At 56.5% G+C, this 24,342-nt stretch carries 23 protein-coding genes; 14 read left to right on the top strand and 9 right to left on the bottom strand.

The window, feature by feature from the left end; translation table 11 throughout:
• Positions 1-87: 87 nt before the first annotated feature.
• Both EU556_RS08545 and EU556_RS08550 read left to right on the top strand, forming a co-directional pair.
• A complete protein-coding gene (locus tag EU556_RS08545) occupies positions 88-642 on the top strand; it encodes a DUF502 domain-containing protein (protein ID WP_135433209.1) in 555 nt (184 codons plus the stop codon).
• A gap of 140 nt (positions 643-782) precedes the next feature.
• Positions 783-1,580 carry an alpha/beta fold hydrolase gene (locus EU556_RS08550; protein WP_167855513.1) on the top strand — a complete coding sequence of 266 codons (798 nt, stop codon included), beginning with the start codon at positions 783-785 and terminating at the stop codon, positions 1,578-1,580.
• An 11-nt stretch (positions 1,581-1,591) separates the two neighbouring features.
• Here the strand turns inward: EU556_RS08550 and EU556_RS08555 are convergent, their stop codons facing one another.
• Positions 1,592-2,050: a DoxX family protein gene (locus EU556_RS08555; RefSeq protein WP_245327529.1), complete on the bottom strand. Its 459-nt coding sequence runs from the start codon at positions 2,048-2,050 to the stop codon at positions 1,592-1,594.
• An 88-nt stretch (positions 2,051-2,138) separates the two neighbouring features.
• Positions 2,139-2,708 carry an O-acetyl-ADP-ribose deacetylase gene (locus tag EU556_RS08560; RefSeq protein ID WP_135433213.1) on the bottom strand — a complete coding sequence of 190 codons (570 nt, stop codon included), beginning with the start codon at positions 2,706-2,708 and terminating at the stop codon, positions 2,139-2,141.
• A gap of 187 nt (positions 2,709-2,895) precedes the next feature.
• Here EU556_RS08560 and EU556_RS08565 point away from each other — a divergent pair, with 187 nt between their 5' ends.
• The 6 genes from EU556_RS08565 to EU556_RS08590 all read left to right on the top strand — a co-directional run bounded on the left by EU556_RS08565 (position 2,896) and on the right by EU556_RS08590 (position 8,243).
• Positions 2,896-3,180 carry a 2TM domain-containing protein gene (locus EU556_RS08565; RefSeq protein WP_135433215.1) on the top strand — a complete coding sequence of 95 codons (285 nt, stop codon included), beginning with the start codon at positions 2,896-2,898 and terminating at the stop codon, positions 3,178-3,180.
• 119 nt (positions 3,181-3,299) lie between these two features.
• Entirely contained in the window at positions 3,300-4,427 is a 1,128-nt protein-coding gene (locus tag EU556_RS08570; RefSeq protein WP_135433217.1) for a PQQ-dependent sugar dehydrogenase, read from the top strand.
• A gap of 179 nt (positions 4,428-4,606) precedes the next feature.
• A complete protein-coding gene (locus tag EU556_RS08575) occupies positions 4,607-5,071 on the top strand; it encodes an ATP-dependent zinc protease family protein (protein WP_135433219.1) in 465 nt (154 codons plus the stop codon).
• Positions 5,072-5,148: 77 nt separating this feature from the next.
• Positions 5,149-6,093 carry a 30S ribosomal protein S6--L-glutamate ligase gene (gene rimK / locus EU556_RS08580; RefSeq protein ID WP_135433221.1) on the top strand — a complete coding sequence of 315 codons (945 nt, stop codon included), beginning with the start codon at positions 5,149-5,151 and terminating at the stop codon, positions 6,091-6,093.
• 317 nt (positions 6,094-6,410) lie between these two features.
• Positions 6,411-7,472 (top strand): succinylglutamate desuccinylase/aspartoacylase family protein, encoded by a 1,062-nt coding sequence (locus tag EU556_RS08585; protein WP_245327530.1) that lies wholly within the window; start codon positions 6,411-6,413, stop codon positions 7,470-7,472.
• Between the two features lie 114 nt (positions 7,473-7,586).
• A complete protein-coding gene (locus EU556_RS08590) occupies positions 7,587-8,243 on the top strand; it encodes an OmpH family outer membrane protein (RefSeq protein WP_135433223.1) in 657 nt (218 codons plus the stop codon).
• Between the two features lie 751 nt (positions 8,244-8,994).
• Here the strand turns inward: EU556_RS08590 and EU556_RS08595 are convergent.
• The 4 genes from EU556_RS08595 to EU556_RS08610 form a co-directional block, all read right to left on the bottom strand.
• Positions 8,995-9,561 (bottom strand): hypothetical protein, encoded by a 567-nt coding sequence (locus tag EU556_RS08595; protein ID WP_135433225.1) that lies wholly within the window; start codon positions 9,559-9,561, stop codon positions 8,995-8,997.
• A gap of 68 nt (positions 9,562-9,629) precedes the next feature.
• Complete coding sequence (locus EU556_RS08600; RefSeq protein ID WP_135433227.1) at positions 9,630-10,301, bottom strand: NAD-dependent epimerase/dehydratase family protein; 672 nt, start codon at positions 10,299-10,301, stop codon at positions 9,630-9,632.
• A gap of 254 nt (positions 10,302-10,555) precedes the next feature.
• On the bottom strand, positions 10,556-11,389 hold the full coding sequence (locus EU556_RS08605; RefSeq protein ID WP_135433229.1) for a CvfB family protein: 834 nt from the start codon (positions 11,387-11,389) through the stop codon (positions 10,556-10,558).
• Positions 11,390-11,532: 143 nt separating this feature from the next.
• A complete protein-coding gene (locus tag EU556_RS08610) occupies positions 11,533-13,446 on the bottom strand; it encodes a BamA/TamA family outer membrane protein (protein WP_135433231.1) in 1,914 nt (637 codons plus the stop codon).
• A gap of 221 nt (positions 13,447-13,667) precedes the next feature.
• On the opposite strand from EU556_RS08610, the gene EU556_RS08615 reads away from it, so the two are divergent.
• The 4 genes from EU556_RS08615 (at position 13,668) to rfbD (ending at position 18,177) form a co-directional block, all read left to right on the top strand.
• The gene (locus tag EU556_RS08615) at positions 13,668-14,933 is read left to right on the top strand and encodes a putative DNA modification/repair radical SAM protein (protein WP_135433233.1); all 1,266 of its coding nucleotides are present in this window, start codon (positions 13,668-13,670) and stop codon (positions 14,931-14,933) included.
• Positions 14,934-15,284: 351 nt separating this feature from the next.
• Positions 15,285-16,169 carry an alpha/beta fold hydrolase gene (locus EU556_RS08620; RefSeq protein WP_135433235.1) on the top strand — a complete coding sequence of 295 codons (885 nt, stop codon included), beginning with the start codon at positions 15,285-15,287 and terminating at the stop codon, positions 16,167-16,169.
• A gap of 10 nt (positions 16,170-16,179) precedes the next feature.
• Positions 16,180-17,112 (top strand): TIGR03915 family putative DNA repair protein, encoded by a 933-nt coding sequence (locus EU556_RS08625; protein WP_135433237.1) that lies wholly within the window; start codon positions 16,180-16,182, stop codon positions 17,110-17,112.
• Positions 17,113-17,319: 207 nt separating this feature from the next.
• Positions 17,320-18,177, top strand: coding sequence for a dTDP-4-dehydrorhamnose reductase (gene rfbD / locus EU556_RS08630; RefSeq protein WP_135433239.1), 858 nt, complete (start codon positions 17,320-17,322; stop codon positions 18,175-18,177).
• Positions 18,178-18,279: 102 nt separating this feature from the next.
• Here rfbD and EU556_RS08635 read toward each other — a convergent pair whose 3' ends face one another.
• The 3 genes from EU556_RS08635 to EU556_RS08645 all read right to left on the bottom strand — a co-directional run bounded on the left by EU556_RS08635 (position 18,280) and on the right by EU556_RS08645 (position 21,962).
• The gene (locus EU556_RS08635; protein WP_135433241.1) at positions 18,280-19,362 is read right to left on the bottom strand and encodes a fatty acid desaturase family protein; all 1,083 of its coding nucleotides are present in this window, start codon (positions 19,360-19,362) and stop codon (positions 18,280-18,282) included.
• A gap of 291 nt (positions 19,363-19,653) precedes the next feature.
• Complete coding sequence (locus EU556_RS08640) at positions 19,654-20,889, bottom strand: MFS transporter (protein ID WP_245327531.1); 1,236 nt, start codon at positions 20,887-20,889, stop codon at positions 19,654-19,656.
• Positions 20,890-21,035: 146 nt separating this feature from the next.
• Positions 21,036-21,962: an AraC family transcriptional regulator gene (locus EU556_RS08645; RefSeq protein ID WP_135433243.1), complete on the bottom strand. Its 927-nt coding sequence runs from the start codon at positions 21,960-21,962 to the stop codon at positions 21,036-21,038.
• 179 nt (positions 21,963-22,141) lie between these two features.
• On the opposite strand from EU556_RS08645, the gene EU556_RS08650 reads away from it, so the two are divergent.
• Both EU556_RS08650 and EU556_RS08655 read left to right on the top strand, forming a co-directional pair.
• Positions 22,142-23,668, top strand: a complete 1,527-nt coding sequence (locus tag EU556_RS08650; RefSeq protein WP_135433245.1) for an aldehyde dehydrogenase family protein — start codon at positions 22,142-22,144, stop codon at positions 23,666-23,668.
• 89 nt (positions 23,669-23,757) lie between these two features.
• Positions 23,758-24,165: a DUF779 domain-containing protein gene (locus tag EU556_RS08655; RefSeq protein ID WP_135433247.1), complete on the top strand. Its 408-nt coding sequence runs from the start codon at positions 23,758-23,760 to the stop codon at positions 24,163-24,165.
• The last annotated feature ends 177 nt before the right edge of the window (positions 24,166-24,342 follow it).

Here is a 24,342-nt window from a genome sequence, read left to right on the forward strand (position 1 = left end):
TCTGGGTGGGCCGCTGCTCTTTTAAGCCAGCCGGGGTAACTTGCGGTGCTCGGCTCACGCCCGCTGCGTAAGCCCTTAGCTTTGCTCATGAGTCGTCTGTTCAACTACTTTCTTAACGGGTTTTTGGTGGTGGCGCCGGTAGGCCTCACGCTCTACATTCTGTATGCCCTGCTGCGCTGGCTCAACGACCTGTTCGCGGGGTTGAGCTTTGATGTACCTGGCCTAGGCCTAGTAGTAGCCATCGTGCTGATTACGCTGGTAGGGTTCGTGGCAAAGTCTTTCCTGGTGCGGCCCTTCCTGATTATTATGGAGCGGCTGCTGCACCGTACGCCACTGGTCAGCATCATCTACTCCAGCCTGAAAGACCTGTTTGATGCCTTTGTGGGCGACAATCAGAAGTTCAACCGCCCCGTATTGGTGCGCATGAGCGCAACGGAGCAAACCTTTAAAATGGGCTTTGTGACCCAGGCCACCATGGCGGCTATTCACCGCGAAGACCTACTGGCCGTGTACTTTCCGCACTCCTATAACTTCTCCGGCGAGCTGGTGCTGGTGCCGCCCACTCACGTGACGTATCTCGACTTGCCCAGCAGTGAAGTTATGAAGTTCATTGTGTCGGGCGGCGTGTCGCGCCTAACCTAGCTAGGCCAGTGTAAACCGTGCTTTTGGGTAACAAGGAGAGAGCTGAAGAGTGGCCTAGAAGCTCTTCTGTTGGTTCTTGTTAGCCGGTGTCACGTGAGTTTTGCGGGCACTTACCGCGTGGCTAAGGTGTTTGTTTGGTATTGAAAACGCACCTCAATTATCGTAAATACGGCACCGGCCCCAAGGTAGTGTTGGCCTTCCACGGGTACGGGCAAAGTGAAGGACACTGGCGGGGCTTGATTCAACTCCTGGGCCCCGAGGTAACGGTATACGCCTTCGATCTGTTTTACCACGGCGGCAGCCGTTTGGCCAAGCAAGATTCGCCGCTTACCAAACTGCGGTTAGCGGAGTTGCTGCAAACGTTCCTGACGGAACAAGGCATTGAGAACTTTAGCTTGCTGGCCTTTAGCATGGGCGCCAAGTTTGCTTTAACGGCCGCCGAGCACTTTCCGGAGCGAGTAAAAGGCATGTGGCTGATTGCCCCGGATGGCATTGGTTCTCAACTGTGGTATACGCTAGCTACCCGACCGCCATGGATGCGGGGCTTGCTGGGCCGGGCCGTACTGCGCCCGCAGCGGCTGTTACGCTTCCTGAATACCCTGCGGCAGCGCCGCCTGCTCGATCCTAACCTCGTGCACTTTGCCCAGTGGCAGCTCGATAGTCGGGAAAAGCGCCTGCGCATCTACCGCAGCTGGACGGCCTTTCGGGGCCTCACGTTTGATTTGAAGCGCCTAGCTCGCGTGCTCAACCAACACGCGGTACCGGTTACGTTTTTTCTGGGCCGCCACGACCGGGTGATACCACCTGCGGGCATTCAGCAATTTGCTGCTCTATTGCCGCAGGCTGATACTATTTTGCTCGATACCGGGCACGCGGGCCTTATTTATGACGTGACAGCCTACCTGCGCCAGCATCCTGCCAGTCGGCGCAATTTATAGGCCTAGGGCCATTATAGGTCGCTGGGTTTGTGTCGGAGCAGCCGATGGTCAACGGAATAGCGGCCGGGGCCTACAATCATGAAGAACAACATGAGGGCCAGTACGGCGGTAGATACCCACAACTCACTGTTGCCTAACGACAGGCCGTTCTGGGTGTTTACAATGAAAACAGCGCCAATCAGAATAGGAATTTGAATGAGCAGGGCGAAACGAGTCAGGAACCCGAACGCAATCATCAGGCCGCCGATGATGTGAAACGTGCTGAAGAAAAGAGACGCTTTTTTGAGATGTGCCAAGCTTTCCTGCTGACTCAGGAGGTAAAATACGTCGCTGGAATTATTCAGGAAGGAAACGCCCTTGATGAACAGGAACAGGCCTAGCAGAATGCGCAAGCCATCCATCCAGACGGGGTTGCTGGCGCTGTTGCGGGATTTGCGTTCGGCCATTAGGTGCTGATTGGAGAGTTCCATGGCGCTAGAAAGTAAGAGGGTGGAAAATGGGTGGTTTCTAAAGTTACCACTTTCTGGGTAAAGAAAGTAGTGAAAACGAGCCCATTAGTTACTGCAGCGTACGCTCATACAGAGCGAAGCTATCCTCGTCGAAGACCACAAATACGACTTCCTGAGGCTGGGCGTGCTGCTCCAAAAACTGCCGGACTTCCTGCACCGCAATGGTTGCCGCTGCGGCCTTGGGGTAGCCATAAATGCCCGTGCTGATGCCAGGAAAAGCGATGCTGGCTATTCCGTGCTGTTCGGCTAGTTGTAGGCTATTGCGGTAGCAGTTGGCAAGCAGCTCTGGCTCGTGCTTGTGGCCGCCGTTCCACACGGGCCCTACCGTATGAATCACGTAGCGCGCGGGCAAGCGGCCGGCGATAGTAAGCACGGCTTTGCCGGTAGCTAGGCCACTCCCGTAGTGACTGGCGCGTAACTTCCGACATGCCTCCAGTATCTCGGGCCCCCCGGCCCGATGAATAGCCCCATCAACGCCTCCGCCACCCAGCAAACTAGAATTAGCCGCATTCACAATGGCCTCGGTATCGATGCGGGTAATGTCGCCGCGGTACAGCAGAATGCGGCCGAAGGAGCGTGCCTGGTTGCGCCAGGCAGTAGTGGGGGAGGGAGTAGGCATAGGGGGCAGATGAGGGTGCGTAGCCATATACGACGGGACAATTAGCGTTGGTTAAGGTCGCGTTTCCACGGTTCAACCCTCTTTTTCTGCACTTCAGGCGCCAGTAATGCTGCTTGGTTACATATGAATTTTGGAATAAAGGCAGAAAGTATAGGTTTGAGTATTCAACCACTACAACTTCTCTGTCATGGAAACTCCTGCCCGCGACCCTCAGCTCTGGCGTATGGCCAAACAGCGCGCTAAGTTCAAGTCTCATTTATTCACGTACGTGGCCGTAAACGCCCTGCTGTGGGTAATATGGGCCCTGACAGATCGGGACACCAACGGTATTCCCTGGCCTATCTGGTCGACGGTGTTCTGGGGAATCGGGGTGTTTTTGAATGGCATAGGCGTGTACGGAGGCTTCGACCGCTCGCAGCTTTCGGAGCGTGAGTACGAAAAGCTAGTGCGCCAACGCACCGACCGGCTGTAGAAATTGGTAATACTCGAATGTAGGGCCCGCACCGTACAATAGGGGCGGGCTCTGGTGTGCCTGGGGCGTAAAACTCCAGGGTAGTGCAACCTTCCGGTGAAGGCAATAGTTGGGGTTGTATGACGATAACGCGCCGTTTCTTTCTGTTGCTGCTGGCTCCGCTGGCCCTTACCGCCGTGGCTTTAACGCCTGCTCCGCCCGCCGCCGATGCAAACCTGAGCAAGATCAAGCTGCCGGCTGGCTTCACGATTAGCTACTTCGCTCAAAACGTGAAAAGCGCCCGAGAGCTAGCCGTTGGCCCCGATGGCACGGTGTACGTAGGCACCAAAGATGATAAAGTGTACGCTCTGCCCGACCGCAACAAAGACGGACGGGCCGATGAAGTAGTAACCATTGCTACGGGTCTGAACTCGCCTAATGGCGTGGCCGTGCGCAATGGCGCGCTGTACGTAGCCGAAATCAACCGCATCCTGCGCTACGACAATATTGCCCAACGCCTGAAGCAGAAGCCTAAGCCGGCGGTGGTGTATGATAAGCTGCCTAATAAAGACTGGCACGGCTACCGCTACATTGCCTTCGGGCCCGACGGGAAGCTCTACGTACCAGTAGGGGCACCCTGCAACAGCTGCCCGCCCGAAGAGCCCATTTACGCTACCATCAACCGCCTTAACCCCGATGGTACTGGCCTAGAGACCTTTGCTTATGGGGTGCGCAACACGGTGGGCTTCGATTGGAGCCCTCAGGACAAGGCGCTCTGGTTTACCGATAATGGCCGCGACATGCTCGGCGACAACCTGCCTGCCGATGAGCTTAACCGGGCCGCCAAGCCGGGGCTGCACTTTGGCTTTCCTTACTTCTTTGCCGGCGACGTGCAGGACCCCGAATTGGGCAAGGGCAAATCGGCGGCTACGTATGTGAAGCCGGCCCGCAAGCTGGGACCACACGTAGCCGCACTGGGCATGAAGTTTTACACAGGGAAGAAGTTTCCGGCCCAATACCGCAACCAGATTTTCATTCCTGAGCACGGCTCCTGGAACCGAACCAATAAGCTAGGCTACCGCATCACGCTGGTGCGGCTGGACGCCACCGGGAAACAAGCCCAGAGCTATGAGACTTTCGCCGAAGGCTGGCTGCAGGGCCAACAAGCCTGGGGCCGCCCCGTGTGCCTGCTGGTACTGCCCGATGGCTCCCTGCTTGTTTCCGATGACCAGAACGACGCCGTGTACCGCATCAGCTACAAGGGCTAGTGGTAATTGAGTGAATGACTGAATGAGTGAAGTGGCCTAGCGGGGCGACACTATCCGTTGAACGATTAGGTGTCGCCCCGCCTAGGCTATCTATGCGACCCGCTAGGCCACTTCGCTTAATCACTTATTCACCATTCCGTCACTTCACAATTTCACCTTTTCCCCCTTACTTGCCGCTCATGAAAAAGCAACGTGAGCCAAAGCGGCTGGTAGGACGGCGGGAACTGGTTGATTTTCCGGCTTTTCAGTTGTGGGGGGTAGAGGCCAAGGTAGATACTGGTGCCTACACTGGAGCCATTCACTGCTCCAATATCCATGTTGAAACCCGGCCCGACGGGCAGCGCCACTTGCATGTGCGGCTGCTCGATGCTTCCCATCCGGACTTTGATGGCAAGCCCATGACGTTTGCCGATTTCTCGTTGCGCGACATCCGGAGCTCCAACGGGGAAATCCAGAAACGGTACGTAATTCGGGCGGCTATCCGGCTGTTTGGGCAAGACTTCGACACGGAGTTTTCCCTCTCCGACCGCTCCGATATGAAGTATCCGGTGCTGATTGGCCGGGTGTTACTGCGTCAGGCCCGGTTGGTAGTAGATGTGGCCCGGCTCAATCAGTCATACAAAAGTCAAATAGCTGCCGGCTAGACGCCGTGCCGCTAGCGGGCAGCCCATATCTTTGCTGCGCGCTTCTGCTCTACTATCCTCCTCCAAGCATCTATCCAATGAAACTGGCGATTCTCTCGCGTGAGCCGAAGCTATACTCGACAACGCGCCTCGTGGAAGCCGCTGAACAACGCGGCCACGAAGCAGTGGTGCTCGACCATTTGCACTGTAACCTGGTGCTGGAAAAAGGCCAGCCGGGCATCATATACGAAGGGCAGAAGCTCGAAGGCTTCGATGCCATAATTCCCCGTATTGGGGCTTCTGTAACGTTTTATGGCTGCGCCGTGGTGCGACAGTTTGAAATGATGAAGGTGCGCACGGCTGTGGAAAGCCAGGCCATTGTGCGCAGCCGCGACAAGCTCCGCTCCATGCAAATTCTGGCCCGCGCCGGCGTAGGCATGCCCAAAACCGCCTTCACCAACTACTCCGATGAAGTGCCCGCCATGATTCAGCAGGTGGGCGGCGCGCCGGTCATCATCAAACTCCTGGAAGGCACCCAGGGCCTGGGTGTGGTACTGGCTGAGTCGGCGAAGGCAGCCCAGTCGGTAATTGAGGCATTCCACAATCTGAAAGCTCGCATTATTGTGCAGGAGTTTATTGCCGAGAGCAAGGGCGCCGACCTACGGGCCTTTGTGGTAAACGGCGAAGTAGTAGGTGCCATGAAGCGCCAGGGCAAGGAGGGCGAATTTCGCTCAAACCTGCACCGCGGCGGCTCGGGCACACTCGTGAAACTTTCCCGCGCCGAAAAAGCCGCCGCCCTGCTTGCTACCAAAGCGCTGGGCCTGGGCATTGCCGGCGTGGATATGCTGCAAAGCAAGCGCGGCCCGTTAGTGCTGGAGGTAAACTCCTCGCCTGGCCTAGAAGGCATTGAAAAAGCCACCGGCCTCAATATTGCCGGCAAAATCATTGAGTACACTGAGCAGCTTTCTCAGAAGAAAAAGTCTAAAGCCAAGGCTGCGAAGTCAGCGGCCCCCGGCGCAATGCCAGATTCTCAGCCAGATTAATCATTCGGCTAGGCCTGTAGCGTTACGTGTTTTCTCATTGCTATAGCCCGTTATTCTGAGCCCGCGAGAGGGTTTCGCATTTTCACCTCAGTAGTTTGTTAATGCTGATATAAGTTGAAGCGAAACTTGATCAAGCTCAGAATAGCGGGCGTTTAGTTGAGCAGTAAGGGAGTGAGGAGCCTTGTCTGCCATGTGCAACACGCTAGGCCTATATTCGGTTGGAACGATAATTGACGCTAAAGTCGCTGTTTCTGAACCGTTCGGCTTCTTTACCGCAGCCAGTTCGAACCGCGTTGCCCACCTAGTCCCTGCCTGCCTTGCTTACCAACTCCGCCGTTCCACCAGCTGATTTATGGTTAAATGATTTGCTCATCAAGCCAGGAGAACGGGTGCTTACGCGGCTGGTCATCTCGCGCCTGCCTTCGGGAACCGTCATTGATATTCCGGTACACGTGTTTCGTTCCACGAAGCCAGGACCGACGGTGCTGCTGATGGCGGGCATGCACGGCGACGAGGTGAACGGTATCGAAACCATTCGGCGCATGATTCGGCGCGACCTGCTGCGGCCCCTGTGCGGTACCATCATTGCCATTCCCATTCTCAATATCTACGGTTTCCTGAACTTCTCCCGGGAGGTGCCCGATGGCAAAGATGTGAACCGCTCGTTTCCGGGAAATCCGCGGGGCTCCTTGGCCAGCCGGGTTGCCCACCGCTTCATGCGCGAAATCATGCCGCTGATTGATTATGGCATTGATTTTCATACGGGCGGCGCGGCCCGGGCCAACATGCCGCAGGTACGCTGCCTGCTGCACCAAGATGAAGAAACCGACGCCTTGGCGGCCGCATTTGCGGCTCCGTTTACGCTGCACGCCCCCTTGCGCCCCGGTTCCCTTCGCGAAACCGCCATGCAGGAGGGGCGCCGCATTATTGTGTATGAAACGGGAGAGTCGTTGCGGCTAGATGAGCCTGGCATTGACTTGGCCATTGCCGGCACGTTTCGGGTGCTCCGCCACCTAGGCATGGCCGAAAGCGCCCCGCCCGCCGCTACCGCCAGCGTAGTGTGTATGCGCTCTACGTGGCTGCGGGCCCGCTACGCCGGCCTTTTCCGCAGCGACGTGCACCTGGGCGACTATATTGAGAAAGGGCAGGTGTACGGCTCAGTGGCCGACCCCTACGGCGAAAACTCCGTGCGGCTAGAGTCGCCGGTGGCAGGCTATATTATTGGCCTCAATCACATGCCCGTCGTGAATCAGGGGGATGCCCTGGTGCACGTAGGGCGCACTGATTTAGCGCCGAGTCGGGTAGATCTGGCCGTGCCCTATGAGGAAAAGCCCATGAAGCCGCTGGAGGTAGAGGACACGGACGACGAGGAAGTCTAAACCTCCTAGTAGAGCCCTCAATGAAACGGTGGCCTAGTACAATCAGCGAGGCTTTTTTCGTTTCTTTGACCGCCGCTGTTCACTGAGCAGCTTTCTTTCTCTCTTATCTCTCGAATGAAAAACTCGCTTCAACTGGTAATTAACGCGATTCTGGTCCTGGCCGTCGCGGTTCTCTTTTATCTGCATTTCGCCAATAAGCCCGCCGCTGCCCCCGCTCGCAAGCCTGTAGCCGCCGTAAAATCCACCGACTCAACCACGGCTGCCGTGGCCACCAAAGAACCCGCCGACCTCACCGCCGTAGCCGACACCGACAAGGTGGCCTACGTTGAATCGGGCAAACTGCTGGATGGCTACCAAGGTATGAAAGATGCCCGCCGGAGCTTTGAGGCCAAGGCCAAACGGTGGGAGGCGCAAAACAAAAACCTGGTGCAAGGCTTCCAGAGTGCCGTGCAGAAGTACCAGCAGCAAGCCGCCGGCATGACTGCCGAGCAGCGGGCTACTACTGAGCAGCAGCTGCAGGGCCGTCAAGTGCAGGTAGCGCAAGAGCAGGAGAAGCTGCAGCGCCAGGCTCAGGAAGAAGAAGCCAAAATGACCCAGCAGGTACTGGAGCGCATCAACAAGCAGGTGGAAGTGTACGGCAAGCAGAATGGGTACCGCCTCATCCTGATTGCGGCTCCCAGCGGCACCATTGCCTACGGGCGCAAGGATCTGGACATTACTACCCCAGTGCTCAAACACCTTAACACGGAATACAGCACCAAAAAGAAGTAAGGCTTCCTACTCGTCGCTTTTCATATATAAGCCGAGGTTTACATGCGCTGTAGGCCTCGGCTTATTGCATAATATAGACTCAGATATATGTATTTATTGTGTGTATAATAGTTTGATAGTTAATAAGTTGAAAATTATTACTAGGCAAATTGCTGCTTAAACAGGCCTATATCACACTTAAGGCACTATATACTGCAAGCTGTATAAACAGTGCGCAGGGGTATAGCAGGTTATTTTACTTATTAGCTAGTTGAAATGTACCAGGAGCATAAGAGGCAGAAGAAGAATACCCATTAAACCTCAGGGACTTTCCGGGGTCTAATGGATAAATCAGCCGCTGATACGTGGCACCTCTGACATATGAAAACTTACCTGAAACATTCGATTTTCTTCTTAGCTCTGTTGGTATCAGCTGCTACGCTTACGGGCTGTGTGGCTACGGCTCAGCCTGGGGTGGTAGTAAGCCCGGCCCCCGCGCCTTATCCGTATTATGGCTATGGGTATCCGTACAGGCCTAGACCGTACTACCGCCCCCGCCCGGCCCGTGTGATGGTAGTTGAGCCGCGTAGGCCAGTAATAGTGCAGCCACGCCGACCAGTGTTAGTACCTACCCAGCGGCCCTACTACAACAGCTACAATATGCGGCCGCACCGCTTGTACCGTGTACGATAAGCGGTAAATGTATTCCAACAAAAAGCCCTCCTGTGAAAGCAGGAGGGCTTTTTGTTGGAATTGTAGCTACTAAAGAGGCCTAGAATACGAAGCGCAGGCTAACGGCGGCATCGTTGTAGAAACCGGTGTACCCATCGAACACCTCAAAGAAAGGTTTGTAATCGACGCCGATAACGAAGGGCAGGTCTTCCATTTTATACTCTAGACCCAGGATCAGGTCGGCACCACCCACTATGTAGTTGGTCTCATCGTACCAGTACGTGCGGTAGTAGTCGTAGCGCTTGCCACGGCGGAAGCGCACATCCTCGAAGTAGTAACGACCTTGGTAAGAGCCAATGTGGGCACCGGCCCCGTAATAAAACTGCAGGCCTTTAAAGTCAGATACCGGCAGGTGCTTCTCTAGAAGCAGTGTTAAACGACCGCCGCGGGCAGCGTACTCACGCGTCAGGAGTCCCTCGAAGGCGACATTGTTTTTACCGCTCAGAAAGTGCTTCACGGTCAGGCCCGACGACCAGCCACCGCCGCGTAGTCCTATGCCGGTGCTGTAGCCGGACCCGCCGCCACTGCTTTTTTTCTTGCTCTGCGCAGAGGCGCCAACACTACCTAGCAGGACTAGGAACATCAAAACTAAAACCAGACGCTTCATGCGTAAACAAATAAGGAAGAAAGGTAAACGTCCGGCAAAAGTACAAGTTGCCTTCGAATTTTACTTCCTTACTTTATTAATCGGTTACCAGCCTGAGCAATGGCCTCAGAAGAGTGCACCCGGATGCCACCTCCCTCGTCTTGGGCAGCGGAGAGCATAGCCCGGGCCACTGTATTGGCCTCAATAGCGCGGTAGGGGCGTAGCGGACCCACTAATACGGGGCGTAGGGCCCGGAGTAGCACAGCTCCAATCTGCTCACCCAGGCGCTTTTCTGCGCGCTGGCCCAGCAATAAGGATGGACGAAAAATATGGATTGCCCGGAAAGGAGCCTCGCGCACGGCTTCCTCCATTTCGCCTTTCACACGGTTGTAGTAGAAGCGCGAGGATGCATCGGCTCCCATAGCCGAGACCAGCATAAATTGGGCGGCAAAGTTGGCGGCGGTAAGTGCGGCCAGCTTCACCACGTACAAAAAATCAACCCGGTAAAATGCTTCCTTGCTACCTGCCTGCCGGAGCGTGGTGCCCAGGCAACAATACACATCATCTGCAATGAGCTGAAGCCGGTGTTCTTCTAGTTGTTCAAGATCGAAGATGCGCTGCTCCAGCTTGGGGTGCACTATCGGGAGAGGACGACGGCCAACGGCAATAACGCGGGCATACCGGTCAGAAGCCAGCAGCAACGGCAGCAGCTGACTGCCCACTAGGCCACTAGCACCGGCAATAAGTGCGGTTTTCTGCATGATAACTCGGGCACGGCGAGGTTGAGAGAGGAGGGAGCCGGCGCATCAACAGCAATACGTAAACCGTTTCTGAACGGTGCGCCACCAGTACGCCAGATACAAAAAGCCGCTGCTACGTTGCCTAAATAATGAACGGCAGGTTATATGAATAGGATCGGTTTCCTACAGAAAAGCCCTCTACAGCGTTACGAATTGTGCTGGCTAGGCCAGTAAACGTAACGCTGTAGAGGGCTTTTTTGCAAGAAATGGGCGCTTTACTGACCCGCAACTAACCGTGTTTGCTCGGGCTCCAGCTGTACCTGTCCGCGCTTGTAGAGCGTCCCGAGCGCTTTTTTAAACACTTTTTTGCTCATGCCCAGGCGGCGGTACACGTCTTCGGGCTCACTTTTGTCACCGAGGGGCAAGGTGCCACCGGCCTGGCGCAGAGCCTCCAGTAACGTATCGGCGGCGGCCAGGGCCTCATCGTAGCCGGGGCGCTGGAGGCTGAGGTCGAGCTTGCCATCGGGCCGGATCTGGCGGATGTAGCCGGTGTGCACGTCGCCCAAGCGCAGGGGCTTAAATACCTCATTGTGGTAGAGCAAGCCCTGGTGGGTGCCATCAACAATTACTTTGTAGCCTAAGTCGGTTTCTTCGGCCACAAACAGGTCGGCGGCATCACCTTCTTTGCCTGGGAAGGGGGCGTCGCTGAGAAACCATTCCCACTTTGCCGAGGCCACAATGCGGTCAGAGTTTTCGTCGAGGTACACAAATACGGTGGCCCGCTCGCCGGGGCGCAGGTTGCGGCGCAAGTTGCTGTAGGGCAGCAGTAGGTCTTTCTCCAGGCCCCAATCGAGGAAAGCACCAGTGGAGGTAACGTCGCGGACGGTGAGAGCCGCGAACTGGCCTACGCGGGCGTAGGGCTCCAGCGTGGTGGCAATCAGGCGGTCTTCGGAGTCGCGGTACACAAACACGCGCAGCACATCACCCACTTGGGTGCCTTCCGGAATGTATTTGCGCGGCAACAGCAGGTCGCCATCGTCGGAAGTGAGGTACATGCCGAAGTCGACCTCGCGGGCTACTTCCAGTTCGTTGAAATCACCAAGATTCATAGTTCTCCAATTAGTGCCCCATTGCTCGGCGACTACTCGCAGCCCAAGCCGGGAGACAAAGGTACCTTTGAAAATGAGGAAAGCAGCCCACCCCAAACGGGTGGCCTAGACTCTGCCATACCAGGGCGGTGGGGCTACCCGCCTTACTGATAACGCACCGCCCCAGGCTGACCGAAGCTAAAGTCGCTGAAGTCGTAATACGGCCGCGAGTTCTCGAAGATGCGAATGCCGTTGGGGGTACTCATACCCCGCGGGTAAAATCCAAACGAAATCTGAATAGTGCGCAGGGCGGCATACTCGTTGCGGAAGCGAAGCCCCAGTCCAAAGCCCGTATATGGGGCCCGGTAGAGCGGCAGCGGCCGATTGGGGGCGTCGGCGTTCAGCCAGGCTACGTCCGCAAAGGCAATGGCCGCCATCCGGAACCCCAGAAACGATACCGGCGTGAACATGGTCGTCTCGTAATTGAGGACCACGCGACTAGTTCCCAGCAGCAATTCGCCGGGCCGGAACCCCCGCAACCCATGCTCTCCCTCAATGCTCAGGGGCCGCTCGCCCTCCTGCCGGTTAAGCCCAATAATGTTGCGCGTCCAGAGAAAGTGGCGCCACTGGTAGTTGCCTGTATGGTAAAGGCGCGTGAAAAACAGCATTTCCAGGCCCAACGAGCCCTGTTGCCAATCTTGATCGTACACACGCTGGTAGCTGCCTACTTCGGCATTCACATATAAGTAGCCGTGCTGGGGGTTGTAGCGGGCGTAGGCCAAGCGGGCTCCGTAGTAGCGGCGGTTGCTTCGCTCGTTAAACTCGTAGCCCGTGGTAAAGCTGGCCAGGGTACCCGTCGGAATGTCTTCGGTCCGTCCAAAGCCAAATAGGTACTTATCCTTATAATAACGCCGCACGCTGTAGCCCACGGTACCCAGGAAGAGGTTGGAGTTGTAATCGTTCGGGTAGGCGCGCTTATCGAAGCTGGTACGGATGTTACGAGCTGAGACAATCAGGCGGCCGGGGTTCTCGTAGCCCAGATCATAGCTGCGTAAATGAAACGCCCGACCCAGCCAGGCATCTTGCACGTTGTAGCGCTGGGGCGTGAACACGTACGGGTCTTCGGCGGAGCCGTCGCCGGAGGTAGCCACGATACCATTGCGGCGTTGGTAGCTCAGGGCCCCGGCGTAGCGCGTGTTTACGGAGTAAAAGTCGCGGCTGAAGCGTAGCGTAGTTTCTTCATTGCGGGTTTCGTTGCGGTAGAGCGCCTGCCCATAGAAGAAGTTACGGAAGGGCACTAGGTAGCTGCCAATGTAGCGCCAGCTCTGGGCACCGGGACCCGTATCGGTGCGGCCATAGTCGAGGCGGTTCCGAATTTGGTGGCCCTGGCCTAGGAAGTTAATGTCGCGTAGGCCAATGCCGCCGGCGCCCACATCGCGCAGCTGAAAGGAGCCACTGATGCTGAACACGTCCTTCGTGATGACCTGAATATCTACGCTGTCGGCGGTGGCAGTGCGCTCATTCACGAACACGCGCGCATCCAGAATCTCAGAAGTTTGGCGCAGCAAACGCTCCGACTCCGACAAATCCTGCGGCTCCAGCTCGTCGCCCACCCGGAACAGCAGTACCTGCCGGATGCGCGAACGGGTGGTTTTGATGTGGAACGTGTTGCCCGTTTTCTCCAGAATGTTGCGCGGAATGCGCGTTGAGTCGGTAATGCTGAAGCCGAAGGCATCGAGCGTGCGGATGTTGATGCTGCGCACAATCTTGTAGCTGTGCTGATCAAACTGTCGGTCTAGCAACACGGCGTCGAGCCCGGCTTTGTCCTCGCGGCGCTCCGTGAAGTTGAACAGCGCCGACGTAATCTTACCCGCAATGGTCTTGCGCTTGGTGTAGGCCTTTAAGCTGTTGAGCATACGCTCCTCATCAAAGCGCCGCCGCAGGGAGTCGCGCCGGGCCGCGGGCCGCGTAATAGTATCCGCGGGTGCCGCTGCGGGTGTGGTTTGGGCCACCGCGGGTGCGGTCAGGCCTAGGCCTATCAGCCCCCACAAGACGCCCAAACATACCAGATACTTCATAGGTCAACAGTAGCCCGCGGCTAGCCTCTTGCAAGGTACAGCTTACGCCGCTTTTATGCTTGATTTCCTGCAGTGGCCTAGCGCCGCGTGGGCGCTAAAAAACACGAACAAAACCCAAGAGAAAGGAAGAGGTTGCGGGAACATTTCTAAGGAAATTAGTCTTAAGATATATTGCGCAATCCGGCGCAAGCTGCTATTTTTAAGCCGACAAACCGCCCCGTATGAACGAGCGTATCCAGGAAAAGCTAAGTATTTTGGCAGATGCCGCGAAGTACGATGTATCGTGCTCCAGCAGCGGTGGTAAGCGCAAAAACGAGAACAAGGGCCTGGGCAATGCCGAAGGGATGGGCATCTGCCACAGCTACACCGAGGACGGTCGGTGCGTGAGCCTGCTGAAGATCCTGCTGACCAACCATTGCATCTTCGACTGCGCCTACTGCGTGTCGCGGAAGAGCAACGATGTGAAGCGTGCCGCCTTCACAGTAGATGAAGTGGTAGACCTGACCATGAACTTCTACCGCCGCAACTACATCGAGGGCTTGTTCCTGAGCAGTGGCATCTTTTCCTCGCCCGATTATACCATGGAGCGCCTCGTGCGCATCATCAAAAAGCTCCGCACCGAGCATAAGTTCAATGGCTACATTCACGTGAAAGCCATTCCGGGTGCTTCGGAAGAGCTGATTCAGGAAGCCGGCCTGTACGCCGACCGCCTGAGTGTGAATATTGAGCTGCCTTCGGAGATGAGCTTACAAAATCTGGCTCCGGAGAAGAACTACGAGGAGATTCTGACGCCCATGGCCCAGATTCGTGACGGGATTCAGCAGAATAAGGAGGAGAAGGCGCTATTTAAGAAGGTGCCTCAGTTTGCCACGGCCGGCCAGAGCACTCAGCTTATTGTGGGCGCCTCCGCCGAGAATGACCATCAAATCATTCAGCTCACCGACTCGCTCTACAAAGGCTACGGCCTGAAGCGGGTGTACTACTCGGGCTATATCCCCATCACCGATGACGCCCGCCTGCCCCAGCTCACGCAGCCGCCCCTAATTCGGGAGCACCGCCTGTACCAAACCGACTGGCTCATGCGCTTCTACGGTTTTCAGGCCGATGAAATTCTGGACCCTGAGCACCCCTTCCTCGACCTGGAAGTGGACCCCAAGCTGGCCTGGGCCCTGCGCAACCGCCACGTGTTTCCGGTAGACATCAATACCGCCGACTACGAGATGATTCTGCGCATTCCGGGCGTAGGGGCCCGCTCAGCCAAGCGCATTGTGGCGGCCCGCCGGTTTGCCCCCATCACCCTCGATCACCTGCAGAAGTTTGGCGTGGTGCTTAAGCGCGCCCGCTACTTCATTACCTGCCGCGGCCAGGCATTGGAGAAGCGTGACTATGACGAGCAGACCATCCGTCGTCAGATTCTGTTCGGAGCTGGCTCCGTACGCTCGGCGCTGGTTACTCAACAACTTGATTTGTTTGCCCAGGCCAGCTGAGTTGCCGGCAATGTGCTGCTAGTGAGATGAGCGGTGGAAGAGAAATGCAGCCACAGGAATACTACAGTAAACCAACATTCTTAACCCATAGCTCATCCAGTAAACACCACTTCCATGACTATCTCCCATCGCGCAGCCGACGCGTCGGCTACCACTACTGAAGTTGCTAAACCTATGAAAGTAGCCCGGATTGCCTGTTGCTGTAAACTTGCTGACTTACTCCCTTTGGTGCAGCAGTTGCATCAAGAAGCTGCCCGGGCTCATGCTGCTAAGCAGGGGCGACGCTCAGAGGCGGCTTAGAAACTGGCCTAGCAGCGCAACCCCACGCTGGGTGGAGCGGTAGGAGGGAAGGTGACGTATGAACTTGAGTATACCTTCGTCCGCACCAATGGCCTGACGCTTCACGTGGTGCAGTGCGGCCCTGCAGAGGGGCCGTTGGTAGTGTTGCTGCACGGGTTTCCGGAGTTTTGGTACGGCTGGCGTCACCAGATTGAGGCGCTGGCTGCGGCCGGCTACCGTGTGTGGGTCCCCGATCAGCGTGGCTACAATCTCTCCGACAAGCCGGCGGGCGTGGCTGCCTACCGCATAGATCAGTTAGGGGCTGACGTTCTAGGCCTGTTGGATGCAGCGGGTGAACAGCAGGCATTTATAATTGGGCACGACTGGGGCGCGGCCGTCACGTGGTGGCTGGCCGCGCACCACCCCGAGCGGCTGAAGCGCGTGGCCATTCTGAATGTACCGCACCCAGCAGTGCTAGGCCAGGCGTTGCGCCGGGCACCTGGGCAACTGGTTAAAAGCTGGTACATCTTCTTTTTTCAGCTACCCTGGCTGCCCGAGCGGCTGTTCCGACGCCATCAGTTTCAGTTTGGTCGGCGCGCTCTGCGGGGTACCAGTCGCCCCGGCACTTTCACCCGTGAAGACCTGAAGCAATACGTGGCGGCATGGGCCCGACATGGGGCCCTTACTGCCATGATCAACTGGTACCGCGCTGCTTTCCGCAAAGCCAAACGCGTAGGTCAGGTTGGGCGCATCAGTATTCCCGTCCGCATTCTGTGGGGCCGAAAGGATGCGTTTCTGGAGCCCGAGTTGGCTCAGCTTAGTGTAAGCCAGTGTGACCATGCCGAGCTGACTTATTTCGACAAGGCCACCCATTGGCTGCACCAGGAGGAGCCGGCGGCCGTGAATAAGCTGCTCCTAGAATTTCTGGCGGCTGACCCTACTTCTTCCTCTACTTGAACTAGCCTGCATGAGCCGTTCCCTCACCCCACCTCGTCGTAAACCAGCCCCAGCGTCTGCTGCAGTAGGGGCCGCCGGAGCCCGCCCTAAGGTGGCTGCGCTCAGCAACCCGCCGCTGGATTACGTGTACGATGGCTCGTTTGAGGGGCTGCTCTCGGTGTTGTTTGCCATATACGACCGCAAGGCCGCGCCCAACACTATTCAGCCGCTAGGCTCAGTGCAAGGTGGCCTCTTTGCGCAGCCCGTGCAGGTTGACACCGATGAAGCCACGGCGGCCCGCGTGTGGGATGGCCTGCTGCGTCACATGGACGAGGAGGCACGCACCCGCTTGTTTCACGTATTCCTGGGTGAGCAGCCCGACCGGGAACTGCTCATCTTCCGCTACGCCGACTTGGCCATGCGCACCGGCCGCGACATCTCCGAGAACTACGCCGATGACGATGTGCGCCGCGTGGCCCACATTGCCCAGCAGATGTACCGCGAAAAGCACCGGATGGAGGCTTTCGTGCGCTTTGAGAAAACCAGCGACGAGCTTTTTCATGCTACTATCGACCCTGATTTTGACGTGCTGCCGCTCATTGCGCCACACTTCACCAAGCGTTACGCCGACCAGCGCTGGCTGATTTTCGACAAGCGCCGCCGCTACGGTCTTTACTACGACCTCACGCGCACCGATGTGGTGGAATTTGAAAGCACCGCGCCCCAGCGCACCACCGATATTTCGGCTACCGTGCTTGACGAACGGGAGCCGCTGTTCAAGCTGCTCTGGCAGTCGTACTTCGACCACGTGAACATTCCGGAGCGCAAGAATATGAAGCTGCACCGCCGCCACATGCCCTTGCGCTACTGGCGCTACCTCAGTGAAAAGCAGCCCCGGGAGCAGCGCTTTGAGCCCATTAAAAACAAGCGCCCACCCGGCGGGCAAGCAGCGCTAGGCCAGTAGGCGAGAGAGACGGTGTTGTTACGACAGCGGTAATTGACTATTTCTACTGACAGGGGTGGCCTAGCTGCGTTGCAAACACAAGCATAACAAGGAGAGTAAAAATTTGCTGGATGGTCGATAGGCGAAAACCCTAAATTGCGGCCGAAACTACAGCAGGTGGCTGCGCCATTAGTCTAGGCCACGCTCACCCTAAATCTCTCCGCAGTAATGAGTAAAATAATTGTATTTGGTGCGTCTGGCCAGTTAGGACAGTGCTTGCAGCACGTGGCACGGGAGAAAGGCATCACCGATATCGTGTTTCTGCCCGAGGAGCAAGCAGATATTCTAAAGCCGGAGGTACTACACGCCGCTTTTGCCCAGTACCAGCCAGCCTATTGCATCAATTGTGCTGCCTATACCGCTGTTGACAAGGCGGAAGATGACGTAGAAGTAGCCCGTAAAGTCAACCGCGACGGCGTGGCGAACCTGAGCAAGCAGTGCGCGGAGTTTGGTACCACGCTCATCCAAATTTCCACCGATTTCGTGTTTGCCGGCACCGGCAATCAGCCCCTGACGGAAACCGACGAGGCCGCGCCCATCAGCGTGTACGGCCTAACGAAGCTGGAAGGCGAGCAGGTAATATCAGAGTACACCGAGAAGTTCTTTGTTCTGCGCACCAGCTGGCTGTACTCAGAATACGCCAACAACTTCGTGAAGACGATGCTGAAGTACGGACGTGAGCGGGATGAGATGAAAGTTATCTGGGACCAGGTAGGTACGCCCACTTATGCCATCGATCTGGCAGGCTGCATTCTCACCATCATTGAAACCCAAAACCAGCAGTACGGCATCTATCACTACAGCAACGAGGGTCTGACTTCGTGGTACGACTTCGCCAAAGCCATCTTCGAGCTGAGCAACACCACCGTCCGGACGCTGCCCATTCGCACCGCTGAATACCCTACTAAAGCTACCCGCCCAGCCTACTCCGTTATGGACAAGTCGAAGGCCAAAGCACAGCTGGGCGTAGCCATTCCGCACTGGCGCGACAGCTTAGAACTATGCCTTAGCCGCTTGGAGGCCTAGTCAACTTCAAGATAAATAATAACCAAAAGCCCCGGCCATTAGGTCGGGGCTTTTGCTATTCAAGCTAGTTGTGGCCTAGCAAATCTTCTAGAGAAATAATCTTTAGGCGGTTCGGCCAAACTGGCGCAGCATGCGGTAGTGAGAACGTAAAGCCAGGAAGAACGAAGGGTTTTCCAGGTAGGGAAGCTCGAACTCTAAGGCAGTTTGCTGCACAATCTTGGCTAGAGCCGGATAGTGAATGTGGCAGATACGCGGAAATAAGTGGTGCTCAATCTGCCGGTTTAGGCCGCCGCACAGGAAGCTGGCAATTGCGCTGCGGGGTGCAAAGTTGGCCGTAGTCCGGAGCTGATGCACGGCCCAGGCTTCTTGCACGTCGCCGGTTTCATCAGGCGAGGGGAAAGCCGTGCCTTCTACCACATGGGCTAACTGAAACACCAGGCCTAGCACAAATCCTTCTACCAAATGCAGAGTTAGAAAGCCGATGATAAATTGCCACCAGGTGATATCCAGTACTACTAGCGGCAACACAATAAACAGCAGGTAGTAGAGCGCCTTGTAAACGAACAGATTCACATATTCCTTACGCGGGTGTTGCGGGGTGGGGTGCTGCCCGATTTTTGGCCTGAAAAACTTGATGTAGTCTTTGCGCAGCACCCAGGAAAGGGAAGCCAGCCCGTACAGCGGAAAAGCATACAGGTGCTGAAAGCGCTGCCAGGGCCGCACGGGCTCTTCCTCTGATAACCGAATTAGTCCGGGGGCTACCTCGATATCCTCGTCGTGGCCCGGAATGTTGGTATAGGTGTGGTGAACGATGTTGTGGGTAATCGTCCACACGTAGGGGTTGGCGCCAATCAGATTGAAGAGCAAGCTAAAGCCTTTGTTTACCCGTTTGTTGGCTGAAAAGGCGCCGTGGAGGGCATCGTGACAGATGTTGAAGCCGATAAAAGCGCAACAGGCGCCTAGCAGACCGGCTAAGAGCAACATTACCCAAGGGCCAAACTGCCCGGAGATAATCAACCCATAAAGTCCCGCAAAAGCTACCAGAAAAAGAACGGTCTTGGCCCACATGGCCCCGTTAGCGTGCCGGGAGAGGTCCTGGCTTTGGAAGTAGACATCAACTCGCTCGCGCACCGTGGCGAAAAAGGTAGAGCGGTTGGCATTAAGAAATTTGAGGGGCTTGGTCATCGAAAACAGTGCTACGCTAAAGCAATGCGCACTGCCTTGGCCACTAAAAGAAAAATAAAGGTATCTGTTCTAACCCCAACGGTACCTATAAAGGTCCTGATTGGTATAGATTCATGAAATTGTTCTGATCTGGTTCCAGTAATGCGGGTGGTATAAGGGGTTCGTGTTTAATTGATTATAAATCATATGTGTAGCAAGTAAATCCTAAACATAACACAGCCTCAACCAAGCGGCTGAGGCTATGTTACCTGAACAGAAACTTCTTTCCGTCTTTTTTTACCTAAGCTTTCCCTAGGCCACCGTGCTGCTAGAGGTGTGGCCGTAGAAGCGGTTTAGCAGGTAAGCCAGTATAACAAAGGCTAGGCCTACGCCGCATACGCCCGGCCAGTGAAAATGGTCCCAGGCAATGCCGCCCAAGAAAGAGCCCATGGAGGCGCCAATGAAACAGGCTGTCATGTACACCGTGTTGAGGCGGCTGCGGGCCTCGGGGCGCAACGTGAAAATGCGGGCCTGGTTGGAAATGTGAGTCATCTGCTGGCCTACATCGAGGATGATAACCCCCACGATGAGGCCTAGCAGATAATAACCACCAAAGCCTAGCAGCACGTACGCACCTAGAAACAGCAAAATCCCGAGGTTGAGGGCGTAGTCGGCTCCTTTGCTATCAGCGCTTTTGCCGGCAAACGAGGCCGCAAAGGCTCCGCTGGCACCAATTAGCCCAAACAGACCGGCAATGTCGCTGCCGTAGCGGTAGGCAGGGCTTTCCAGGAAGAAGACCAGGGTGGTCCAGAAGGCGCTGAAGCCGGCAAACATGCACGCGCCCACTAGCGCCGAGCGGCGCAGTACCGGCAACTCCGTCGTGAGCGTGCCCAATGATCGGAGCAGACTACTGTAGCTTCCGGCAAACTGTGGTTGATTACGCGGCAGCATGCGGGCCAGAATAGCCGTTAATACTACCATTACGCCGGCACCGGCCCAGAACATAGTGCGCCACCCAAAGTGGGCCCCCACGTAGCCACTGATGGTGCGCGAGAGCAAAATCCCAATCAGTAGGCCACTCATTACCTTGCCCACTACTCGGCCGCGCTCCTCGTCGCTGGCCAGGGAAGCAGCCATCGGAATCAGGAGCTGCGGCACGGCCGAAAAGAGCCCAATGAGCAGGCTAGCCGCAGCCAGCAAGGCAAACGTGGGGGCAATGGCTGCTCCGGCCATGCAAATTGCAGCACACAGCAGCAGCAGCAGCGTCAGGCTTTTTCGTTCGCGCTTGTCGCCTAGTGGCACCACAAACAACAGGCCTAGCGTATAGCCAACCTGTGTAATGGTGGCAATCAGGCTGACGCGACTCTCCGACAAGCCGAACGTACGTCCGATCTCGGCTAGCAGGGGCTGGTTGTAATAAATATTAGCTACTACCAGCCCGCAGGTGATGGCCATTAGCCAAACCAACGCCGGGGCGAGAGGGGTGGAAGAGGTAGGACGAACGTCCTCCATCACTGGCTGAACATCAGCCGCTGCTACTTCTTTCATGAGGTAAATTAGAGCCGCTGCAAATGGGCCAGCGGCCTACGTGGCCTCAGGTAACAGAGTTTTGATACAGAAGGTTGTGCCAAAACCCGCAGGCAGAGGTAGCGGACAGGCCTAGCGGCACTAACGAAGGGAGTCAGTCCTTAACCTTATAGGCCATACTGCTTTTTATACAGGCCCGGCGTCATGCCCTCGTATTGCTTAAACAACTTCTGGAAATACGCCGTGTTGTTGAAGCCTGCCCGAAAACACACGTCGGCCACGGTGGAGAGCGGATTGCGGAGCAAGCGCTTGGCTTCAGCCAGCCGCTCTTGAATGATATACTCGACGGGAGTGAGGCCTAGCTCGCGCTTGAACACCCGAAAGAAAGTGGCTTTGCTCATGCACGCTAGTTCACTGAGCTTTTCCACGGTGAGCTGCTCCGTGAGGTGCTGCTTGATGTACTGCACCACGTGCGCAAAGCGGTGGGAGGTGAGGTGCTGGGCGTAATTGTGGAAGAGCAGCTGCCGGGCCTGAGTTTGCATCAGGCGCACCAGCATTTCCTGAATTGTAAAGCCCGCCAGCACATCTTTTACGCGGCCCGTGTCGCGGGAGAGCTGCACTAGGCGCTCCAGGGTGCCCGTCAGCTCGGGCGTGTTCTGGAAGTGGGCGTGCTCCGTAGTATCTAGCTGCCAGGGCAGGTGCTCCTCGGCGCGGGGGTGCTCCTCGTTGAGCAGGTCCACGGTTTGCCGGATGGTGTCGGTAGGAATGGCCACGGCCAGGCACTGGGTGGGGTGAGCTTCGTCGGCATCCGGAAAGTCAATCACCATGGTCTGGTTCTCGCCCACAATCACCGACTCGCCGGGCAAGTACTCAAACGCCGGCTGGCCCGCCAGGTACATCACTTTCTTGCCGCGCAGCATGGTCGTAAGCACTAAGTTGCCCATACTTAGTGGTACTTGGTGCGCCGCTTGGTGGGTTTCAAACACGTTCAGCTCAAAGGCTTCCAAGGAGTACACCGTGCGATTTTCCACCAGGCTAGTCAGCTTTTCAGGGTGGTGCAGAGCAATGGGAGCGGGCAGGTGGGAGTGAGGCATGGGCTGTTCTGAAAACGTACTTGCCAGGATGAACGCGCAACTACTACAAGATAGTAAGTCCTCACTTAGTACGCCACCAACTTGCGACGATAGGTGGCTTTTGTGAGAGAATAGGTGAACCGTAGCCGACCGAAAGAGGCCTAGCTTGGGCTATCTAAACCTAACCGCCTACTCGCACCATGGAAACCCTAGAAAAACCCATCACGCTCGTTGACCGGCCCAAGTTCAAGTCACACTACGACAACTTCATCGGCGGCAAATGGGTGGCCCCGGTGAAAGGCCAGTACTTCGAAAACCCTTCGCCCATCGACGGCAAGGCTTTTTGCAAAGTGGCCCGCAGTACCAAGGAAGATATTGAGCTGGCCCTGGATGCGGCGCATAAAGCCTTCGAAACCTGGAAGCACTCTTCGGCCACTACGCGCAGCAATATGCTGATGAAGATTGCCGACGTGATTGAGCAAAATCTGCAGCACCTAGCCGCCGTGGAGTGCGTGGAAAACGGCAAAGCCATCCGCGAAACCCTCAACGCCGACCTGCCGCTGGTAGTAGACCACTTCCGGTATTTCGCCAGCGTTATTCGGGCCGAAGAAGGCTCCGCTACCGAGCTGAACGAAACCACGCTCTCTTTAAACATCAACGAGCCCTTGGGCGTGGTAGGCCAGATTATTCCCTGGAACTTCCCGCTGCTGATGGCTACCTGGAAACTGGCCCCGGCCCTGGCCGCCGGCTGCTGCGTGGTGATGAAGCCCGCCGAGCAGACGCCCGCCTCCATCATGGTACTCATGGAGCTGATTCAGGACCTGCTGCCGGCCGGTGTGGTAAACGTAGTGAATGGCTTCGGGCTGGAAGCGGGCAAGCCGCTGGCTTCGTCGCCGCGAATTCAGAAGGTGTCGTTTACCGGCGAAACCACCACAGGCCGCCTGATTATGCAGTACGCTTCCGAAAACATCATCCCCGTGACCATGGAGCTGGGCGGCAAGTCGCCGAACATCTTCTTTAAATCGGTGATGGATGCCGACGACGACTTCCTCGATAAAGCTATTGAAGGCGCCGTGATGTTTGCCCTCAACCAGGGCGAAATCTGCACTTGCCCCTCGCGCATGCTGGTGCACGAAGACATTTACGACGAGCTGATGCCCCGCGTGATTGAGCGCGTGAAGGCCATCCGGTTAGGCAACCCCTTGGATATGGAAACCATGATGGGCGCCCAGGCCAGCAACGACCAGTTCGAGAAAATCCTGAGCTACCTGGAGATTGGCAAGGCCGAAGGCGCCGAAGTGCTGACCGGCGGCGACGCCTACCAGCAGGAAGACGGGGCCCTGGCCGAGGGCTACTACATTCAGCCCACTGTGTTCCGCGGCCACAACAAAATGCGCATCTTTCAGGAAGAAATATTTGGGCCGGTGCTGTCGGTAACCACCTTCAAAACCACCGAGGAAGCCATTGCCATTGCCAACGACACGCTTTATGGCCTAGGCGCCGGCGTCTGGACCCGCGATGCCCACGAGCTGTACCAAGTGCCCCGTGCCATTCAGGCCGGCCGCGTGTGGGTAAACTGCTACCACGACTACCCCGCCGGCGCGCCCTTCGGTGGCTATAAATCGTCGGGCTTTGGGCGAGAGAATCACAAGATGATGCTCTCGCACTACCGCCAAAACAAGAACATGCTCATCAGCTACAGCCAGCAGAAGCTCGGCTTCTTCTAGGCCAGTGGTCAGTACACAAAGGGGCAGGCAGTGGCCTAGGCTACTATCTGCCCCCTTGTGTATTTATGTATTTCTCATCCCATATGCATATGTCTGCTGAACCCACCCCACGCGTGCTGGTTACGCCCGCCGCCGAAGCTACCATTGACCTGCTGCGCGACGAGCACGGCCCTCTCATGTTTCACCAGAGCGGAGGTTGCTGCGACGGTTCTTCGCCCATGTGCTTTGCGGCCGGAGAGTTCCGGGTAGGCGCCAACGACGTGTGGCTAGGCCAGATTCACGGCTGCGACTTTTTCATGAGCGCCGCGCAGTTTGACTATTGGAAGCACACGCAACTAACCATTGACGTGACCAAAGGCCGGGGCGCGAGCTTCTCCCTTGAGATACCGCTGGGTGTGCGGTTCCTGATTCGCTCACGCCTGTTCACTCAGGATGAAGAGCAGAACATGGCGCCCGTGTACGATGGGGAAGAGTACGTGAACCGGCCTGCCGATTGAGTAACTGGGGCTAGTTAAACAGTTGAGTTTGTAGTACAATGTACGGAGGCAAAACCGTATTAGCACGGAGGAAAACCCGTATTTACCCATCGGTAAGAAGCATGAAGGAGGGCGTATAGCAATAGACTGGTCCACAACTACTAGTGGCCTATCTACTATTCCTTTCACCCATCACCT

Origin of the sequence: Hymenobacter fodinae (assembly GCF_004745825.1) — a bacterium.
Lineage (GTDB): Bacteria > Bacteroidota > Bacteroidia > Cytophagales > Hymenobacteraceae > Hymenobacter > Hymenobacter fodinae.

Bases quoted from the DNA above. Each gene is read 5' to 3' on its own strand.
- EU556_RS08545 (WP_135433209.1), top strand. From the start codon at position 88: ATGAGTCGTCTGTTCAACTACTTTCTTAACGGGTTTTTGGTGGTGGCG.
- EU556_RS08555 (WP_245327529.1), bottom strand. From the start codon at position 2,050: ATGGAACTCTCCAATCAGCACCTAATGGCCGAACGCAAATCCCGCAAC.
- EU556_RS08560 (WP_135433213.1), bottom strand. From the start codon at position 2,708: ATGCCTACTCCCTCCCCCACTACTGCCTGGCGCAACCAGGCACGCTCC.
- EU556_RS08565 (WP_135433215.1), top strand. From the start codon at position 2,896: ATGGAAACTCCTGCCCGCGACCCTCAGCTCTGGCGTATGGCCAAACAG.
- EU556_RS08570 (WP_135433217.1), top strand. From the start codon at position 3,300: ATGACGATAACGCGCCGTTTCTTTCTGTTGCTGCTGGCTCCGCTGGCC.
- EU556_RS08575 (WP_135433219.1), top strand. From the start codon at position 4,607: ATGAAAAAGCAACGTGAGCCAAAGCGGCTGGTAGGACGGCGGGAACTG.
- rimK (WP_135433221.1), top strand. From the start codon at position 5,149: ATGAAACTGGCGATTCTCTCGCGTGAGCCGAAGCTATACTCGACAACG.
- EU556_RS08590 (WP_135433223.1), top strand. From the start codon at position 7,587: ATGAAAAACTCGCTTCAACTGGTAATTAACGCGATTCTGGTCCTGGCC.
- EU556_RS08595 (WP_135433225.1), bottom strand. From the start codon at position 9,561: ATGAAGCGTCTGGTTTTAGTTTTGATGTTCCTAGTCCTGCTAGGTAGT.
- EU556_RS08600 (WP_135433227.1), bottom strand. From the start codon at position 10,301: ATGCAGAAAACCGCACTTATTGCCGGTGCTAGTGGCCTAGTGGGCAGT.
- EU556_RS08605 (WP_135433229.1), bottom strand. From the start codon at position 11,389: ATGAATCTTGGTGATTTCAACGAACTGGAAGTAGCCCGCGAGGTCGAC.
- EU556_RS08610 (WP_135433231.1), bottom strand. From the start codon at position 13,446: ATGAAGTATCTGGTATGTTTGGGCGTCTTGTGGGGGCTGATAGGCCTA.
- EU556_RS08615 (WP_135433233.1), top strand. From the start codon at position 13,668: ATGAACGAGCGTATCCAGGAAAAGCTAAGTATTTTGGCAGATGCCGCG.
- EU556_RS08625 (WP_135433237.1), top strand. From the start codon at position 16,180: ATGAGCCGTTCCCTCACCCCACCTCGTCGTAAACCAGCCCCAGCGTCT.
- rfbD (WP_135433239.1), top strand. From the start codon at position 17,320: ATGAGTAAAATAATTGTATTTGGTGCGTCTGGCCAGTTAGGACAGTGC.
- EU556_RS08635 (WP_135433241.1), bottom strand. From the start codon at position 19,362: ATGACCAAGCCCCTCAAATTTCTTAATGCCAACCGCTCTACCTTTTTC.
- EU556_RS08640 (WP_245327531.1), bottom strand. From the start codon at position 20,889: ATGAAAGAAGTAGCAGCGGCTGATGTTCAGCCAGTGATGGAGGACGTT.
- EU556_RS08645 (WP_135433243.1), bottom strand. From the start codon at position 21,962: ATGCCTCACTCCCACCTGCCCGCTCCCATTGCTCTGCACCACCCTGAA.
- EU556_RS08650 (WP_135433245.1), top strand. From the start codon at position 22,142: ATGGAAACCCTAGAAAAACCCATCACGCTCGTTGACCGGCCCAAGTTC.
- EU556_RS08655 (WP_135433247.1), top strand. From the start codon at position 23,758: ATGTCTGCTGAACCCACCCCACGCGTGCTGGTTACGCCCGCCGCCGAA.